Genomic DNA, 15,468 nt, shown 5'->3' with positions numbered 1-15,468 from the left:
CTTAACTACGTTTACTACTCAACTAATAAAAGCCAATTAGCTAATTATCACATTGGCTAATTCCCGCAAAATACTTACCTTCGCAACGATGGATAATTTTATTGTTTCTGCACGAAAATATCGCCCTTCAACCTTTGAAACAGTGGTAGGGCAGCAGCACATCACTGGAACGCTTAAGAATGCTATTAAGAACAATCAGCTTGCACAAGCTTTTTTGTTCTGCGGGCCTAGAGGAGTTGGTAAAACGACTTGTGCACGTATCTTAGCAAAAACAATAAATTGTCAGAATCTGACTGTGGAAACAGAAGCTTGTGGTATTTGTGATGCATGTAAATCGTTCCAAAACGGTAATTCTTTCAGTATTCATGAACTGGATGCGGCTTCTAATAATTCAGTGGATGATATTCGAAGTTTGATAGAACAAGTGCGTATTCCCCCTCAAACAGGTAAATACAAAATTTATATCATTGATGAGGTACATATGCTTTCAACGCAAGCATTCAATGCTTTTCTAAAGACCTTAGAAGAACCTCCTTCCTATGCTATTTTTATTTTAGCAACTACCGAAAAACATAAAATACTTCCTACTATTTTGTCTAGGTGTCAGATATTTGATTTTAATAGGATTAAAGTTGAGCATATAGCAGGACATCTAGCGAATATTGCAACAAAAGAGGGAGTGGGCTATGACACGGATGGTTTGCATTTAATTGCACAGAAAGCAGATGGCGGTTTAAGAGACGCCCTTTCTATGTTCGATCAGATTGTGAGTTTCTCTAATAAAAATGTGAACTACCAATCGGTAATTGATAATTTGAATATTTTAGACTATGATTACTACTTCAAATTAACTGATGCCCTTCTAACAGAAGATACGTCTAGTACACTTTTAGTTTTCGATGAAGTATTGTCTAATGGTTTTGATGGAAGTCATTTCATCGCTGGCTTAGCTTCACATTTTAGAAATCTGTTGGTAGGAAAAGACGCAAGTACCTTAAAATTATTGGAGGTAAGCGAGAATATCAAACAGCGTTACCTACAGCAGTCACAGCAAGCTGAGGTAGGCTTGTTACTTTCTGCATTGAATATAGCTAACCAGTGTGAGATCAATTATAGAACTAGTAAAAATCAGCGATTACAGGTAGAACTAGCTTTGCTTAAAATGTGCCATCTCTCCACTGCGATTCAGCTAAGCAAACTTCCACTAGAAACTGTTAATCGGCCAGAGCCGGTAAAAAAAAAACCTGATACTTTAGCAAAAGAAATAGTCCCTGTTGCAACAAGTGCCTTGCCCGCTACTAGTGCTACAATTGAGCCAACGGCAACTGAACCAACAATAGATAGGCCGAAAGAGCCCGTTAAAGAGGTCGAACAAACGGCTACACCGATTGGTAAACCCAAAATCCCTAGCTTTAAGGGCTTTAAGTTGTCCTCATCCGTCCCCAATTTAAATGATGTCTTTAAGGATAAGCAGGAAAAGGATATGGATGCTGAGCCCGATTATATAAAGGGGGCTGAAACTCAATCTTTTGCTTATGAGGATTTTTTACAGGTTTGGCATGCTATTGCAGATAAAGCAAAAGCCGATAGCAAGATCAGTTTATTTACCTTGATGACGGCAAATGCACCGAAGTTAAGGGATGATTACAAGGTGGAGGTTACTGTAGAGAATGCTATTCAGGAGAATTTGCTTTCTATCTCTAAAATTGATATGTTGAATGAGATTCGGGTGAAACTTAAAAATTTTTCTATTGATTTGATACCAATTCAAATCGAATCAAATGTCGTTCGTAAGCCATACACAAATCAAGAAAAATATCAAGCCATGGTGGCTAAAAACCCATTGGTAGATAAATTGAGGCAAGATTTTAATTTAGGATTTGATTAGACATCCCGGAGTAGGAGTGTTTCCTGCTTATCAAATTAACTAGTTATGAAACATGATATACTATGCATAACCTCCTTTAAGGCTCTCGTTTAGGATACCCTTCTTCATCTAAATCGTCTCTCAAGTCTTCCGGTGTTTCAGCTAACTTCTCGTCTTTTTTATTTAGCCGGGTTATCCTTCCTTCAATATGCATGCCCAAGCTTTCCGCATCTGTTTCTAAAGATTTATTTTTGTCATATTCATCTCCAACATACTGATTTGCTTCATCCCAATCAGAATTATCGTCTTCCCCATTGGGCGCATCGGTGTCATAGGGATCATCATGTTGATATTCTGCTTCTTCATTCGGATAGACTGGATCCTCTTTCTCGATATCATATTCAAAGCTGTCCGATTTTTCGTTGTACCTTAGATTTTGATTATACGCGCTACTTGCTTGGTCATTTGGAATATCTTTGTTTTTCCTGATATTGGGCTTGTCCTTATTCATATTCAATTTATTTATAAGTTTTCCTTAATCGGATCGTACTATACATATAACAGCTATTTCTTAAATAGGTTTTATCTCTATATAAAGGTTTTTTTGTTGATAAAGGAACCTTTTTTGTATCAACTTTTTCTTGATCAAAGTTGAGCAAAAGTCAAGGCTGTGGTTGCTACGTTGCAGCCGATTGCAAAGCATCCATGGCGCGCATTGCAGCCGCTTCGCTCCCTCAATCCGCTTGTATATTGCAAAGATGAACGAAACTGCACATGCTTTGCTGCCCGCTGCCGCCGTATCCTCCAAGGCCGTTCTGCCCAGGCTCAAGCCCGATATGGCTGCTCGCAACTGCCCTCCGTTTGCTTAAAATATCGCCTAGGAAATTTGCGGTGTGCACGTGATGCACTACCATTGTAGCAAAGTTCCAAGCGATGAGTTTTTGAGTCACTTTTTGCGGAAAAAAGTGACACGATATTTCTTAAAAAATTGACTAAAGAAAAAGTTCATTAAAACAAAACAAATACTATTTTATTCTAGAAAACAAAAAACAGTTATATGACATCTAATGAAGGATTTTGAGCAATTGATTACCAAAAGAGTATCTTTGTACATGCTAAAAAGCCTTCGTCCTCTAACGTTACTTCTGGTAATAATTTGCTGTATGCACCTAAAGGCAAAGGCACAAAAGGAAGTCCACCTGACCGATAGCTTATTGCAACACATGTTCACTTTTAATGAAATAGAGGCGCTTCAGGATGAACATGGAAGATTGCGATTCAGCGATGTTTTGAGGCAGTCCAGCAAGCAGCGGTTTAAGACTAATAAGAAAAGCACTCCACAGAACGAAACTATAAATGCCTTCTACTGGTATAAAATTTCCATAGACCATTCCAATAGTAAAAACAAGTTGTTTGTACTTGAATTTTTTGATCAAACCATTGATCAAATTGATGCTTATGTACCTAATGGAATAGGTAAATATGATCATATAAAACTGGGGGATCATTATGACTTTTCTGTGCGCCCTATTAAACATAAGAATTTTGTTATCCCGTTATATAATGACCTCAAGGGTAAGCAAGATTATTACTTTCGAATAAAATCGTCTCAACTGGCGGATATCATTATTGTGCTACGTTCGATTGACTTTTTTATCGGATATGCGTTAGGTGAATACTTCAGTTTTGGGATATTTTATGGAATGATCCTGATATTTTCCTTTTATAATATTGTTATGTTTTTCGCTGTAAAGCAAAGGGCATATTTATATTACGTGTGCTATATGTTATGTGTTGCACTGTTTGAGATGTGTACGGATGGCATAGCTTATCACTACCTTTGGTCCAAGTGGTCGATTTGGAACCAATATGCCTTTGGAATAGTATTATGTTTTATGAGTGTCTCAGCGTTGCTCTTTACGCAGCGTCTGCTACTATTACAAAGGAAAGCACCTCGATTGCACAGCTTTATAACTATTGTTATTGTTCTCAGGCTATCGTTCTTGATATATAGCCTGCTGTTTAATAAAAGCCTATTTAATTATAAATTTTTAGAAGCAATACCGCTATTAGTAGCTTTTAGTGCGGGCATATATAGTTGGTGGTCGGGTTATAGGCCTGCTCGTTATTTTGTAATTGGTTATGGCTTCTTATTTATTGGTTACACGATGAAATTTTTGATTATGTTAGGTTTGACGTGGCTGAACTTTGGCGTGATCTCTTATTACAGCATGAGTTTCTGCTTCATCTTGGAAATGACCTTTCTCTCTTTGGCTGTAGGTGATCGGGTAAGGGTACTGAAGTTTAGTAAAGATAAGGCACAACAGCGTACCATTAAGCAAATGAGAATTAACCAAGAGCTTAAGGATAATATAAATCGAGACCTAGAAAAGAAGGTGCAAGAGCGAACGCAAGAGTTATCTGAAAAATCTTCCATTATAAGTGAACAAAATAAGGCCCTCTCAAAGGCAAATCTTGCTCTACACGCGCAACGGGACGAAATTGCCCGGATGAATATATTGCTTAACAAAGATAATGAGGTGTTGAAAGAAAATGTAGAAAAGGTTACAAGAGCTAGGGTTTTGTCGACTGGCATAAATTTTGAAGAATTTAGCAAAACTTATCCAGACCAGGAAAGTTGTTTGAAGTTTTTATCAGAAGTAAAGTGGAAAGGCGGATTTCAGTGTAAAAAGTGTTCATCTAAAAATTATTATAGTGGTCATTTGCCTCACAGTAGAAGGTGCTCACAATGTGGTTATGAAGAATCGCCTACCGCACATACCATTTTGCAGAATGTTCGTATCCCAATCAATAAAAGCTTCTACCTTATTTATCTTTTGTATTCCTCGAAAGGAAAAATATCCTCACATAAATTATCCGAAATATTAAGCATCCGACAAAGCACTTGTTGGTCTTATAGTAAAAAGATTAAACAGCAAATGGAGGATAAGAAGATTGATTTCAAAAAATCAAGCACTCAAGGATGGAGCGAATTGCTTTTTTAATTTTTATCTTTTATAAATAACGCAAAATAAGTGACGGTAAATAACCGTATTATAGTGTGTTTTGTACACATAGGTTTTTATAAATGATAAGTGATTGATAGACAAGATCCAACTGCTCATTTCTGTTTAGGTATTAAAGCGTATTAAAAATATTGTAAGTTGTTAATTATCAGTATTTTATGTTGAAAAACATTTGTTTTTAATAACTTTTCCTCTCTATATTTGCTTCTGTATCTGTATATAAGATACGTTGCTAACAATACATCATTAACCAATTTCAATTAAACATGTTGAGGAAATTTTTACTATTGATTTCCCTGTTCTTAAGCATCTCCATTGGGTACGGCCAACAGGCTACCATAAATGGCGTGGTAAAAGATAGTACGGGAAGTGTTTTACCGGGCGTTTCTGTTCGGGTAAAAGGCGCTAATACGGGTACCACTACCGACGGTAATGGGCAGTTTTCAGTTCAGGCAAGTGCCACAGGCATATTGCTGTTCTCTTATATCGGTTACACACAAAAAGAAGAGCCTATTTCAGGTAGAACGTCGATGGAGGTGACTATGGTAGCTTCCAATGAAACGTTGGACGAAGTTGTTGTAGTAGGGTATGGAACACAAAAGAAAGGTAATATAACGGGAGCGGTAGGCGTTGTGTCTCAAGAGGCTTTTGAATCACGACCAAATACACAGTTTGGAAGTATTATTCAAGGAAAAGCAGCGGGTGTTCAAGTCTCTTCCCCAGGAGGTAAACCAAATGCAGGCTTAAATATCAGGATTCGTGGAACGAGTTCTATTACATCAAGTAGTGATCCACTGTATGTGGTTGATGGTGTGCCTATTGCTGATACTCGTTCGATTAACCCAGCAGACATTGAAAGCATGTCTATCTTGAAAGATGCTTCTTCTGCTGCCATTTATGGTGCGCAGGGGGCGAATGGCGTTGTGCTTATTACCACTAAGAAAGGTAAGGAAGGTAAAACACGTGTGGAGCTGAATGCTTATGGAGGCTTATCTTCTGTATGGCGCAGATTGGACGTTTTAAACGCGGATCAGTACCGCACTTTAATGACAGAATTAGGTAGGAACACCGAATGGGAACGATATACAGCCAATACTAATTGGCAGGATGAAGTGTTCCAAAATGGTACTTCCCAAAATTACCAATTAGCATTTTCGGGAAAAAGTAATAATACAACTTATTATATATCTGGCGGTTGGATGCAACAGAAGGGAGCCATTAGAAGTGCAGAGACGGATCGCTATAACTTTAAAGTTAATTTAGAGCAAAAAGTGAATAATTGGTTGACACTCGGAACGAATGTTGGTTATACGCGCTATCATGATGTAGATGTTGCCGATAATCAGGCGGTTAATCAAGGTGGGGTCATTATGGGTGTACTTTCTACTCCACAGAACATTGGCATATACAACTCAAATGGCACTTTTACGAGTAATCCATTTCAGGATTGGGAAAATCCATTGGCTTTTACGGATGGTTCTGATCGTGGGTACAGAAACCAGCGGGTTATTGGCAATGCATATGCTGAGTTGACCTTGCTTCCCGGTCTAAAATTCAGGAGTAATTTCGGAATAGATGCTGGCAGTGGTGTTTACGATTATTTCCTCGACCCTATTCGCACAAGTTATGGTCGTGCCCAGAAAGGCATTGGCCGGTATAATACCGATCAACGGAATTTTTGGATAGCAGATAATACCTTGACTTACAATAAGCGTTTTGGAAAACATAATCTCGATGCACTACTAGGAATGGTTGCACAGAAAACGCAGTGGGAAAATAGTGAAATTGAACGAACTAATTTTTCAGGGACCTCCATTACTACCCCAAATGCCGGATCTATTATTAGAACAGCCAATGTTGGCAAAAGAGAAAAGGCTAATGCTTCCATCATCGGTAGGGTTAACTACGATTATGAAGGAAAATACCTGTTGACTGCTAATTTTAGAGCCGATAATAGCTCCAATTTTGGGCCATCATGGAAATGGGGTTATTTCCCATCGTTCTCTGCAGGATGGCGTTTATCTCAAGAAAGTTTTTTAAACAGCACCTCTTGGTTGAACGATTTGAAGCTTCGTGCAGGGTGGGGAATTGTTGGGAATGATAATGTAGGAGAGTTTGCCTATATAGGTCGTGTTGCCAGTGATGCCAATTACCCAATAGGTGGAGAAATTTTGCCGGGCACAAGGCCATCTACCATTGCAAATCCTGAGTTGAAATGGGAGGAGACTAAACAAACAAATATTGGAGTGGATGTGAGCATCTTAAAATCCCGCATTAATTTTAGTGTGGATGCATATATGAAAAAGACAACGGATCTACTATTGAATGTGCCGACGCCTCGATCTACAGGTTTCGATTTTGCTTTGCAAAATGCCGGCTCCTTACAGAATAAAGGGCTTGAATTTCAATTAAACACGCATAACCTAGTTAACGAGTTTAAGTGGGAAACCGATTTTAATATTTCCTTCAACCGAAATAAGGTAACGGAGTTAAGAGGCATAGAAATTTTTGGTGCAAATATAGCCAACCGTGATGAAGTGAGTTATACGACGGTTGGGCAGCCTATCGGTATGCTTTATGGTTACGTCTATACTGGAGTTGATCCAGCCACGGGGGATGCCTTATACCTCACCAATGATGGAACCTCTTCCAATTCTCCTTCATCTGCGGATCGTCGAATAATAGGTAATCCGAATCCAGACTTTATTTATGGTTTAACAAATACATTTTCTTATAGAAATTTTGGGTTGAGCGTGTTTTTACAAGGGAGTCAGGGAAATGACATATATAATGGAACAAGAGTGGAATCGGAAGGTATGACGGATGCTAAGAATCAAACCATAGCTGTTTTAGATAGATGGACAGCACCTGGTCAAATGACAGATGTACCCAGAGCAATGGCAGACAATATAGCTAATTCCCGCAATTCAACACGTTTTGTGGAAAATGGCTCTTACATGCGGGTTAAATCGGCTACTTTAAGTTATAATCTACCCGAAAATGTGTTAAGCAAATGGAAGATCAGTAATATTCGTTTATACGTTACGGGCGAAAACCTTTTTACTATTACGAATTATAATGGCTTTGACCCTGAAGTAAACGCATTTACGGGCGTAAATGATCCGACGCAAAATAAAAATACTTTTATAGGAATTGATTATGGAACCTACCCACAAACGCGGAATGTTATTTTCGGTGTAAATGTTTCATTTTAACGATTAAACCAATGAGAACGAACTATATAAACACACTATTAGTAGCAGGAGGCATATCAGTGAGCATGCTTTCCTGTAATAAATTTACAGATATAGATCCTATTTCTGAGGCGACAAGCGAAAATGCTTACAGCACCCGGCAGGAAGCGGAGGCGGGACTAGTTGGCGCGTATGATGCGTTGCAACAGGAATACTATATTTGGGATAATATCATTTTCAGTGACGTTATATCTGATAATTATTATGCAGGTGGTGATAATCCTGAAATATTTGCAGCAGATAAATTGCAAGTTGCACCCACCAATAGCCGACTTTTTAATAATTGGACACAGCTTTATAGCGGGATCTTAAGGGCTAATACCGTGTTGGATAAAGTACCTGCTATCCAAGATCCTAATTTGGACGACGATGGTAGACGTGAACAGATCCTAGGAGAAGCACATTTTTTACGGGCTTTGCATTATTTTAATTTAGTGAAAATGTTTGGTGGGGTGCCTTTGGTATTAAGCACTGGAGCTTCTTCACCAAATGAATATCAGATTCCCAGAGCCACCGAAGAGGAGGTTTATCAACAGGTTATTGCTGATTTAGAACAAGCATTAAACAGCTTGCCAGATAAATTTTCGGATGAAAGCAGCGTTAATAAGGCTCGGGCAACGAAGGGAGCAGCAAATGCTTTACTGGCAAAGGTTTATGCGCAAAAAGCTGATCGCGATTATAATAAAGTGTTGATTTACTGTGATGCGGTCATTAATAGCCCTGCCGGCTACAGTTTATTGAGCAATTTTGCTGACCTATTTGATGGCAGCCACTATAACAATGCGGAATCTATTCTTGAGGTGCAATTTGTGGGAGGGGCTGAAGCTAATTTTGGACCGCAAATGCTACTTCCTCCCTCATTAAGCGGAGATACGTGGCGGAAATTTATGACACCATCACATAATCTGGTGAACGCGTTTGACAGCGAATCAGATGTAGTAAGAAAAAACAGTAGTATACTGTTTGAAAATGTAAATTGGCTGGATGAATTTTGGTATAATAAGGCTAATTCCTCTATTCCATTTGCCTTTAAATGGAAAAGTGCAAGTGGTTGGGCAAGTACAAATCGACAATATGTCCTGCGTTTGGCAGATATTATTCTTTTAAAAGCTGAAGCGTTAAATGAGTTGGGAAGGACGGCAGAAGCAAGAGATGTATTGAATCAGATTCGCCAACGAGCTAAGATAAGCTTATCTACTGCCATGGATCAGGAGATATTAAAAACAGTTATTTTAAACGAAAGAAGACTTGAATTATGTCAGGAAGGACAGCGATGGGACGATTTGAAACGGATGGGAGAGGTGTTAGAAGTGATGAACCGCTTAAACGAAATTGATCTCAGAACAAACCAGCCTGTCGATTATAATATGACAGATAATAAGTTGCTATTGCCTATTCCCCAGCAGGAAATCAATAGAAATCCACAATTAGTTCAGAATCCAGGTTATTAACATGAAAGGCCAATGTTAAGCTTTTACCTTGGCCTATTTAACAATTTTATGATGCGTTTTAATATTCAATACTTCGTTTTTCTTTTAATTTTACCATTTTTTGCTTGTAAAAATGTTAATTCCAACGCTGACGGTGGACAACAAGTAGCTGGTCAAGTTCCCGGTGCCATAACATATTATCTTACCAAAGGTGATAAAACGGCACTTTTGGAAAAACAATCGGCCACACCGGATTTTAGTAAAGAAAGACGGGAAGGCCCTACTATAAAAGTCAATGAAGCTCAGGTTTTTCAAGAAATAGACGGCTTTGGTTACACCTTGACGGGTGGCAGCGCTGATTTAATCGCTTCTTTGCCCGCAAACAAACAAGATAGTTTAATTAATGAACTATTTGGTGCGAGTGAAAAAGCTATAGGAGTAAATTATTTACGTATTAGTATAGGAGCTTCAGACTTAAGCGCTTCAACGTTTACATATGATGAGGTTCCTAAAGGACAGACTGACGTTGAACTGAAACAATTTTCGATTGATGTTGAGCGGCAGACATTAATTCCTGTATTGAAAAAAATTGTTTCAGTGAATCCATCTATAAAAATCCTTGGATCGCCGTGGACTGCTCCCACTTGGATGAAAACCAATGGCGCATTTAAAGGCGGCAGTCTAAAAAAAGAATACTATAAAACTTATGCACAATATTTAGCAAAGTATATTCAGGCAATGCAAGCAGAGGGTATCATTATTGATGCAATTACTCCTCAGAACGAGCCATTACACGACGGTAATAACCCGAGTATGTATATGGAAGCAGAAGATCAAGCTGTGTTTATTAAAACCGCTCTAGGGCCTGTTTTTAAGGAAACGAAAATTGATGCTAAAATTATCGTTTATGATCACAATGCCGATAAACCAGAATACCCGATGGAGATTTTGGCCGATAAAGATGCAGCACAGTTTGTGGACGGCTCAGCATTCCATCTTTATGGTGGTAACATTGAAGCTTTATCAAAGGTACATGCAGCATATCCCGATAAACACCTCTATTTTACAGAACAGTGGGTTGGCGGTCCGGGTAATTTTCCGGAAGATCTCAAGTGGCATGTATCCACCTTGATTGTCGGAGCAACACGCAATTGGAGTAGGAATGTACTGGAATGGAATTTGGCTGCTGACGCACATTACAATCCGCACACACCAGATGGTGGTTGTACAAGTTGTTTAGGTGCCGTCACAGTGCAAGATGGTGAAGTATCTCGTAACGTCGCTTATTATATCATTGGTCACGCTTCTAAGTTTGTGCCTACTGGATCTAAACGTATCGACTCAAATCTTGCAGAAGGATTGCCTAATGTAGCGTTTTTAACTCCTGATGGGAGAAAGGTTCTTATTGTGGTGAATAATACTGATAGCGATCAAACTTTTAACATTGAAAATGCAGGTAAACAAGCTTCTATAGATTTAGTAGCGGGAGCTGTTGCTACATTTATATGGTAATTGTACCCATCGTTAGTTGTATGTTTTAAGGCGGTGTATATTGTAAAGAACTGGCAAATATAAAAGTATGAAGGATTGTTATATTAAAATTTGTCTGTTGTTTGCTTTTCACCCTACTTTTGAGTTAATTTACAGCCAATAATAAAGATTTAAAAAACTTAAGAATGAGATTGATGATTAATAAGTTTACTTTCATTTTGGCACTAGGTGCATCTACATTGTTATTTAGTTGTAAGAGTAAAAAGCTTATCGTAAACGACGGAGCCGAAGTGGTGACTTCAGGTAGTGCGGACCACATTGAAGGAGGAACGGTTTCAAAAACAGATGAGGGCGTGGTACTTACCTTCGAATCGGACGTGCTGTTCGCGACTAATTCTTCTTACCTTTCTGAAAAGGCTAAAGTTACTATGAAAAATATGGTGGCCTATATCAATAAGAATTACCCTAACGCAAGTATTCAAATTAATGGCCATACAGATTCTACGGGAGAAGCTGATTATAATCAGTGGTTATCTGAAAAGCGAGCCGCTTCTGTAAAAACGTATGCCGTAAGCTTAGGTTTGAATGATGGCAATGTTTCTACGAAAGGGTATGGCAAGAGCAAACCAGTTGCTACCAATAGCACAGCTGATGGAAGACAGAAAAATAGAAGAGTGGAAGTGATTATTCTCAAATAGCTTTTAGGATATTAGTATCAATACACAAGATGTAAGATATATAGTAAAATCTTATATCTTGTGTTTTAATTATGTCTATTTTAATCCATTAGCCCGCACAGTGAGCTCTGCAATATCTAAAACCTGAATGTCATTTTCCCGGTCATAATTTTTCACACCATCTTTCAGCATGGTCATACAAAATGGGCATGCGGCAGCAATGACTTGAGGGTTTAGTTGTAGCGCTTCATCTATTCTTTCGATATTGACATCTTTTTTTCCCTTTTCGGGCTCTTTGAACATTTGAGCCCCTCCTGCTCCGCAACATAGGCCGTTACTTTTGCATCTTTTCATTTCGACCAATTGGGCATCTAATATCTCAAGGGCTCTTCGTGGTGCTTCGTATACATTATTGCCCCTTCCCAGATAGCAAGGATCATGAAATGTTATCCTTTTGCCTTTAAAAGATTCGCCACCTTGGGCTTGAAGCTTGCCTTCGTTAATTAGTTGTTGGATGAGTTGAGTATGGTGTATTACTTCATAATTCCCACCTAAAATAGGATATTCGTTTTTAAGTGTATTAAAGCAATGGGGGCAAGCGGTAACAATTTTTTTTATTTCATAGCCATTTAAGACCTCTATATTCATCATTGCCTGCATTTGAAATAGAAATTCATTGCCTGCGCGTTTAGCCGGATCCCCTGTGCATCCCTCTTCAGTTCCTAAAATGGCGAATTTTAATCCCACATGATGGAGTATTTTGCAGATATCCCGTGTTGTACGTTGCGCACGTTCATCAAAACTTCCAGCACAACCTACCCAAAATAATATATCGGGCGACTCGCCTTTAGCTATCATTTCAGCCATGGTTGGCACTTTAAATATATTTTCTTCGTTCATTTTTTTGCTCTGTTAAATATTTAAAAGGTTGAGTGCCGAAACAATCAGTAAAAACAACCAATAAAATTAACCATTGTTCCAGTTTGCCCTATCGGCTTGCGCGTATTTCCAAGGAGCGCTATTGTTTTCAATGTTGCCAAACATAGCATTAATGCTAGATGGAGCCTGTGATTCTTCCATTATTGCGTAACGTCTTAAGTCGATAATAATTTCAAGTGGATTAATGTTTACAGGGCAAGCTTCCACACAGGCATTACAGCTTGTGCAAGCCCAAATTTCCTCTCTTGTTATATAATCATCCAACAGTGCTTTTCCATCTTCTGAGAAAGAACCCTTCTTATCGACTTGTTCGCCGATTTCAACCATCCGATCACGGGTATCCATCATAATTTTTCGAGGGGATAATAACTTGCCTGTTATGTTGGCTGGGCAAACGGCTGTACATCGCCCGCATTCGGTACATGTATAGGCCTCCAGCAGATTTTTCCACGTTAAATCAGGTACGTCTTTTACACCAAAACGCATGGGCTGTTCGGTCGCAGGGGGTGTATAAGAGGGGTCTAACATTGCTTTAACCTCATGCGTTACGGTATCCATATTCGTGAATTGTCCTTTTGGTTTTAGGTTGGAAAAATAAGTATTCGGAAACGCCAAAATAATATGTAAGTGTTTTGAATAGGGTAAATAATTAAGGAAGGCCAGTACTCCGATAATATGGAACCACCAACTAAACCGCTCGATAAAATGTAAAGAATCCGTATTTGCCGGAAGTAATGGAAGAAGCCAGCTGCTAATAGGGAAGGAGCCAATGATCGCTTCGTTTTGCACTTGGAGCTGGATCTTGTGGTCGGCAGCATTCATGAATAAAAAAGCTGTCATCAACAGGATCTCGGTTATCAATATTAAATTTGCATCCGTTTTGGGCCAGTTGGTCATTTCGACACCTAAAAATCGCTTAACATGTATAATATTTCTTCTAATAAGGAATAGAATGCATCCAACTAATACGCCTAGTGCAAGCCATTCAAAAGAGGCTATCAGAAAATTATAAAAAGAGCCAAGACCTGCAAATACTCTATGCGTGCCGGCTAATCCGTCTATCATGATTTCCAGCATTTCGATGTTAATAATAACGAAACCCAGATAAACGAAAAGGTGAAGTACGAATGCGGTAGGGCGTTTAGTCATTTTGCTTTGCCCAAACGCGACCTTGAGCATCTTTTTTAAACGTAAAGCAGGATTATCGCTACGATCTGTAGGACGTCCAAGTTTTATGTTCCTAATAATTTTCTTAGCGTTGAATGTGAACAAAACAATTGCTAAAATAAAAATGATAGCGAATAACAGTTGGCTTATCATAGTGGATAAATGGTTTTGTGACGAAGTTAAGCAAATAAATTTGCTATGCTTGCATAATAATAAAATTTAGAAGTAATTTAAATTGTTTTTTTTAATAAGCTAAAAACATTCGTTAAATATATGAAATTTGTTAAAATGAGATTTTACTATTAGTGTCAATAAGACCCTGGATGCGGCTTAGACAAGGGGAAGGGTGTCTGCTAATGCATATAAATTTGGTGTATGTTGATTTTTTTTATCTGTTAATCAGTAATATGCATTGCCAAGGCAAAAAAAAGTATTATTTTTTTTAAGAAAACTTTGGTGTATTCAAAAAAGACACTACATTTGCATTCCCAAAACAAATGAAACGGTTTAAAAAATCGCTTCAAAAGATGGAGGGTACCATAGCTCAGTTGGTAGAGCAAAGGACTGAAAATCCTTGTGTCGCTGGTTCGAATCCAGCTGGTACCACAAAAAGCCCTTTCCGTAAAGAAAGGGCTTTTTGATTTTTATGTTTTTTGCTAGACGACATTGGTGTCTGATGTTTTTTGTCTCTATTTTTGAACTACTTTTATTAGCGCTGCCAATTCTTGCCCTCCGTAGCCTGATGCTTCTGCTTTCTTTAGTAATAAGGCAATGTTTTCAGGAAACCTGGTATCCATGCTACTGTCTTTTATGGCATCCCATATCCGTTGCGTTGCGGCTACACTTATAGATAGGGGGCTTTGACTAATAGCATAATTACCCATTTCTATGACCTGAAGTTGATGCTGAAAGAATGCCGTAAAGCCTGGTGTAATTTCTGCTAGAATATTACTATATACATTTAGGTCAAGGTCGGCGTTGCGGGCTAGTCCTGCTCCGTATATTAATCCTATATAAGAGCCATATAGCCAAGTAAGTGTAGCTAGATCCATTGCTGAAGCGGCAGAAGCCTTTGGGCCCAAGTATTTGATATTGCCTCCTAAAATTTTAAGTAAGGTTTCTTGCTCGTTATAAAGATGCTGATCTCCTGATATAAGTATAGTGGTATCGGGCATACCCATTTGGTCTGGTGCTACCTGTATTGCTCCATCCAGATAATAAGCATCATAGTTTTTCATTCGCAAATCAAGATTATCTGCCTCCTGTGGACTTCCAGTGGTTAGATTGATGATCGTTTTGCCCTTTAAAGCTGCTTGAATTTCAGGACCGGATAAAATCTCGTTAATCGCCTTGTAATCATAAACACAGATAATAATAATAGCGCTTTGATCAATGGCACTGTTAAGATTTGCTATAACCTGAACATTTTTAATATCTTTTGCTTTGGCGATGCTTCTATTCCATACCGTGATAGGGATGCTTTGATCTCTTAATAGTTCGGCCAATTTGATTCCCATTTGTCCTAATCCAACAATGGTGACTTTGTGTTGAATATTCTTATCTTTTTCCATATTGATTAAATATATATCGGATCCAAAAGTCTACATAAGCTTTCGC

The 15,468-nt window shown here is 38.4% G+C and carries 10 protein-coding genes and 1 tRNA gene; 7 read left to right on the top strand and 4 right to left on the bottom strand.

The window, feature by feature from the left end; translation table 11 throughout:
- Positions 1-88 precede the first annotated feature (88 nt).
- The gene (locus tag BMY50_RS26045) at positions 89-1,888 is read left to right on the top strand and encodes a DNA polymerase III subunit gamma/tau (RefSeq protein ID WP_093332135.1); all 1,800 of its coding nucleotides are present in this window, start codon (positions 89-91) and stop codon (positions 1,886-1,888) included.
- Positions 1,889-1,964: 76 nt separating this feature from the next.
- On the opposite strand, the gene BMY50_RS26040 is transcribed toward BMY50_RS26045, so the two are convergent.
- Complete coding sequence (locus tag BMY50_RS26040) at positions 1,965-2,378, bottom strand: hypothetical protein (protein ID WP_093332130.1); 414 nt, start codon at positions 2,376-2,378, stop codon at positions 1,965-1,967.
- 652 nt (positions 2,379-3,030) lie between these two features.
- On the opposite strand from BMY50_RS26040, the gene BMY50_RS26030 reads away from it, so the two are divergent.
- The 5 genes from BMY50_RS26030 to BMY50_RS26010 all read left to right on the top strand — a co-directional run bounded on the left by BMY50_RS26030 (position 3,031) and on the right by BMY50_RS26010 (position 11,766).
- Positions 3,031-4,872: a 7TM diverse intracellular signaling domain-containing protein gene (locus tag BMY50_RS26030; RefSeq protein ID WP_238383894.1), complete on the top strand. Its 1,842-nt coding sequence runs from the start codon at positions 3,031-3,033 to the stop codon at positions 4,870-4,872.
- Between the two features lie 287 nt (positions 4,873-5,159).
- The gene (locus tag BMY50_RS26025) at positions 5,160-8,108 is read left to right on the top strand and encodes a SusC/RagA family TonB-linked outer membrane protein (protein ID WP_093332121.1); all 2,949 of its coding nucleotides are present in this window, start codon (positions 5,160-5,162) and stop codon (positions 8,106-8,108) included.
- An 11-nt stretch (positions 8,109-8,119) separates the two neighbouring features.
- Positions 8,120-9,598 carry a RagB/SusD family nutrient uptake outer membrane protein gene (locus BMY50_RS26020; RefSeq protein WP_093332116.1) on the top strand — a complete coding sequence of 493 codons (1,479 nt, stop codon included), beginning with the start codon at positions 8,120-8,122 and terminating at the stop codon, positions 9,596-9,598.
- A 12-nt stretch (positions 9,599-9,610) separates the two neighbouring features.
- Positions 9,611-11,089, top strand: coding sequence for a glycoside hydrolase family 30 protein (locus BMY50_RS26015; protein ID WP_238383893.1), 1,479 nt, complete (start codon positions 9,611-9,613; stop codon positions 11,087-11,089).
- Positions 11,090-11,253: 164 nt separating this feature from the next.
- The gene (locus tag BMY50_RS26010) at positions 11,254-11,766 is read left to right on the top strand and encodes an OmpA family protein (protein WP_093332112.1); all 513 of its coding nucleotides are present in this window, start codon (positions 11,254-11,256) and stop codon (positions 11,764-11,766) included.
- Positions 11,767-11,841: 75 nt separating this feature from the next.
- Here BMY50_RS26010 and BMY50_RS26005 read toward each other — a convergent pair whose 3' ends face one another.
- Both BMY50_RS26005 and BMY50_RS26000 read right to left on the bottom strand, forming a co-directional pair.
- Entirely contained in the window at positions 11,842-12,645 is an 804-nt protein-coding gene (locus tag BMY50_RS26005; RefSeq protein WP_093332107.1) for a (Fe-S)-binding protein, read from the bottom strand.
- Positions 12,646-12,711: 66 nt separating this feature from the next.
- Positions 12,712-14,004, bottom strand: coding sequence for a (Fe-S)-binding protein (locus BMY50_RS26000; RefSeq protein ID WP_093332103.1), 1,293 nt, complete (start codon positions 14,002-14,004; stop codon positions 12,712-12,714).
- 380 nt (positions 14,005-14,384) lie between these two features.
- On the opposite strand from BMY50_RS26000, the gene BMY50_RS25995 reads away from it, so the two are divergent.
- Positions 14,385-14,457 (top strand) — tRNA-Phe (locus BMY50_RS25995).
- A gap of 83 nt (positions 14,458-14,540) precedes the next feature.
- Here BMY50_RS25995 and BMY50_RS25990 read toward each other — a convergent pair.
- Complete coding sequence (locus BMY50_RS25990) at positions 14,541-15,422, bottom strand: NAD(P)-dependent oxidoreductase (protein WP_093332098.1); 882 nt, start codon at positions 15,420-15,422, stop codon at positions 14,541-14,543.
- Between the last annotated feature and the right edge of the window lie 46 nt (positions 15,423-15,468).

Source organism: Olivibacter domesticus (genome assembly GCF_900109575.1).
GTDB lineage: Bacteria > Bacteroidota > Bacteroidia > Sphingobacteriales > Sphingobacteriaceae > Olivibacter > Olivibacter domesticus.
The sequence above is the reverse complement of the archived record's forward strand: the minus strand, read 5'-3'. Positions and strand labels throughout refer to the sequence as shown.

What these genes read in the sequence shown, in the direction of transcription:
- BMY50_RS26005 (WP_093332107.1), bottom strand. Translation starts at nt 12,645, where the DNA reads ATGAACGAAGAAAATATATTTAAAGTGCCAACCATGGCTGAAATGATA.
- BMY50_RS26045 (WP_093332135.1), top strand. Translation starts at nt 89, where the DNA reads ATGGATAATTTTATTGTTTCTGCACGAAAATATCGCCCTTCAACCTTT.
- BMY50_RS26040 (WP_093332130.1), bottom strand. Translation starts at nt 2,378, where the DNA reads ATGAATAAGGACAAGCCCAATATCAGGAAAAACAAAGATATTCCAAAT.
- BMY50_RS26025 (WP_093332121.1), top strand. Translation starts at nt 5,160, where the DNA reads ATGTTGAGGAAATTTTTACTATTGATTTCCCTGTTCTTAAGCATCTCC.
- BMY50_RS26030 (WP_238383894.1), top strand. Translation starts at nt 3,031, where the DNA reads ATGCACCTAAAGGCAAAGGCACAAAAGGAAGTCCACCTGACCGATAGC.
- BMY50_RS26015 (WP_238383893.1), top strand. Translation starts at nt 9,611, where the DNA reads ATGTTAAGCTTTTACCTTGGCCTATTTAACAATTTTATGATGCGTTTT.
- BMY50_RS26020 (WP_093332116.1), top strand. Translation starts at nt 8,120, where the DNA reads ATGAGAACGAACTATATAAACACACTATTAGTAGCAGGAGGCATATCA.
- BMY50_RS26010 (WP_093332112.1), top strand. Translation starts at nt 11,254, where the DNA reads ATGAGATTGATGATTAATAAGTTTACTTTCATTTTGGCACTAGGTGCA.
- BMY50_RS25990 (WP_093332098.1), bottom strand. Translation starts at nt 15,422, where the DNA reads ATGGAAAAAGATAAGAATATTCAACACAAAGTCACCATTGTTGGATTA.
- BMY50_RS26000 (WP_093332103.1), bottom strand. Translation starts at nt 14,004, where the DNA reads ATGATAAGCCAACTGTTATTCGCTATCATTTTTATTTTAGCAATTGTT.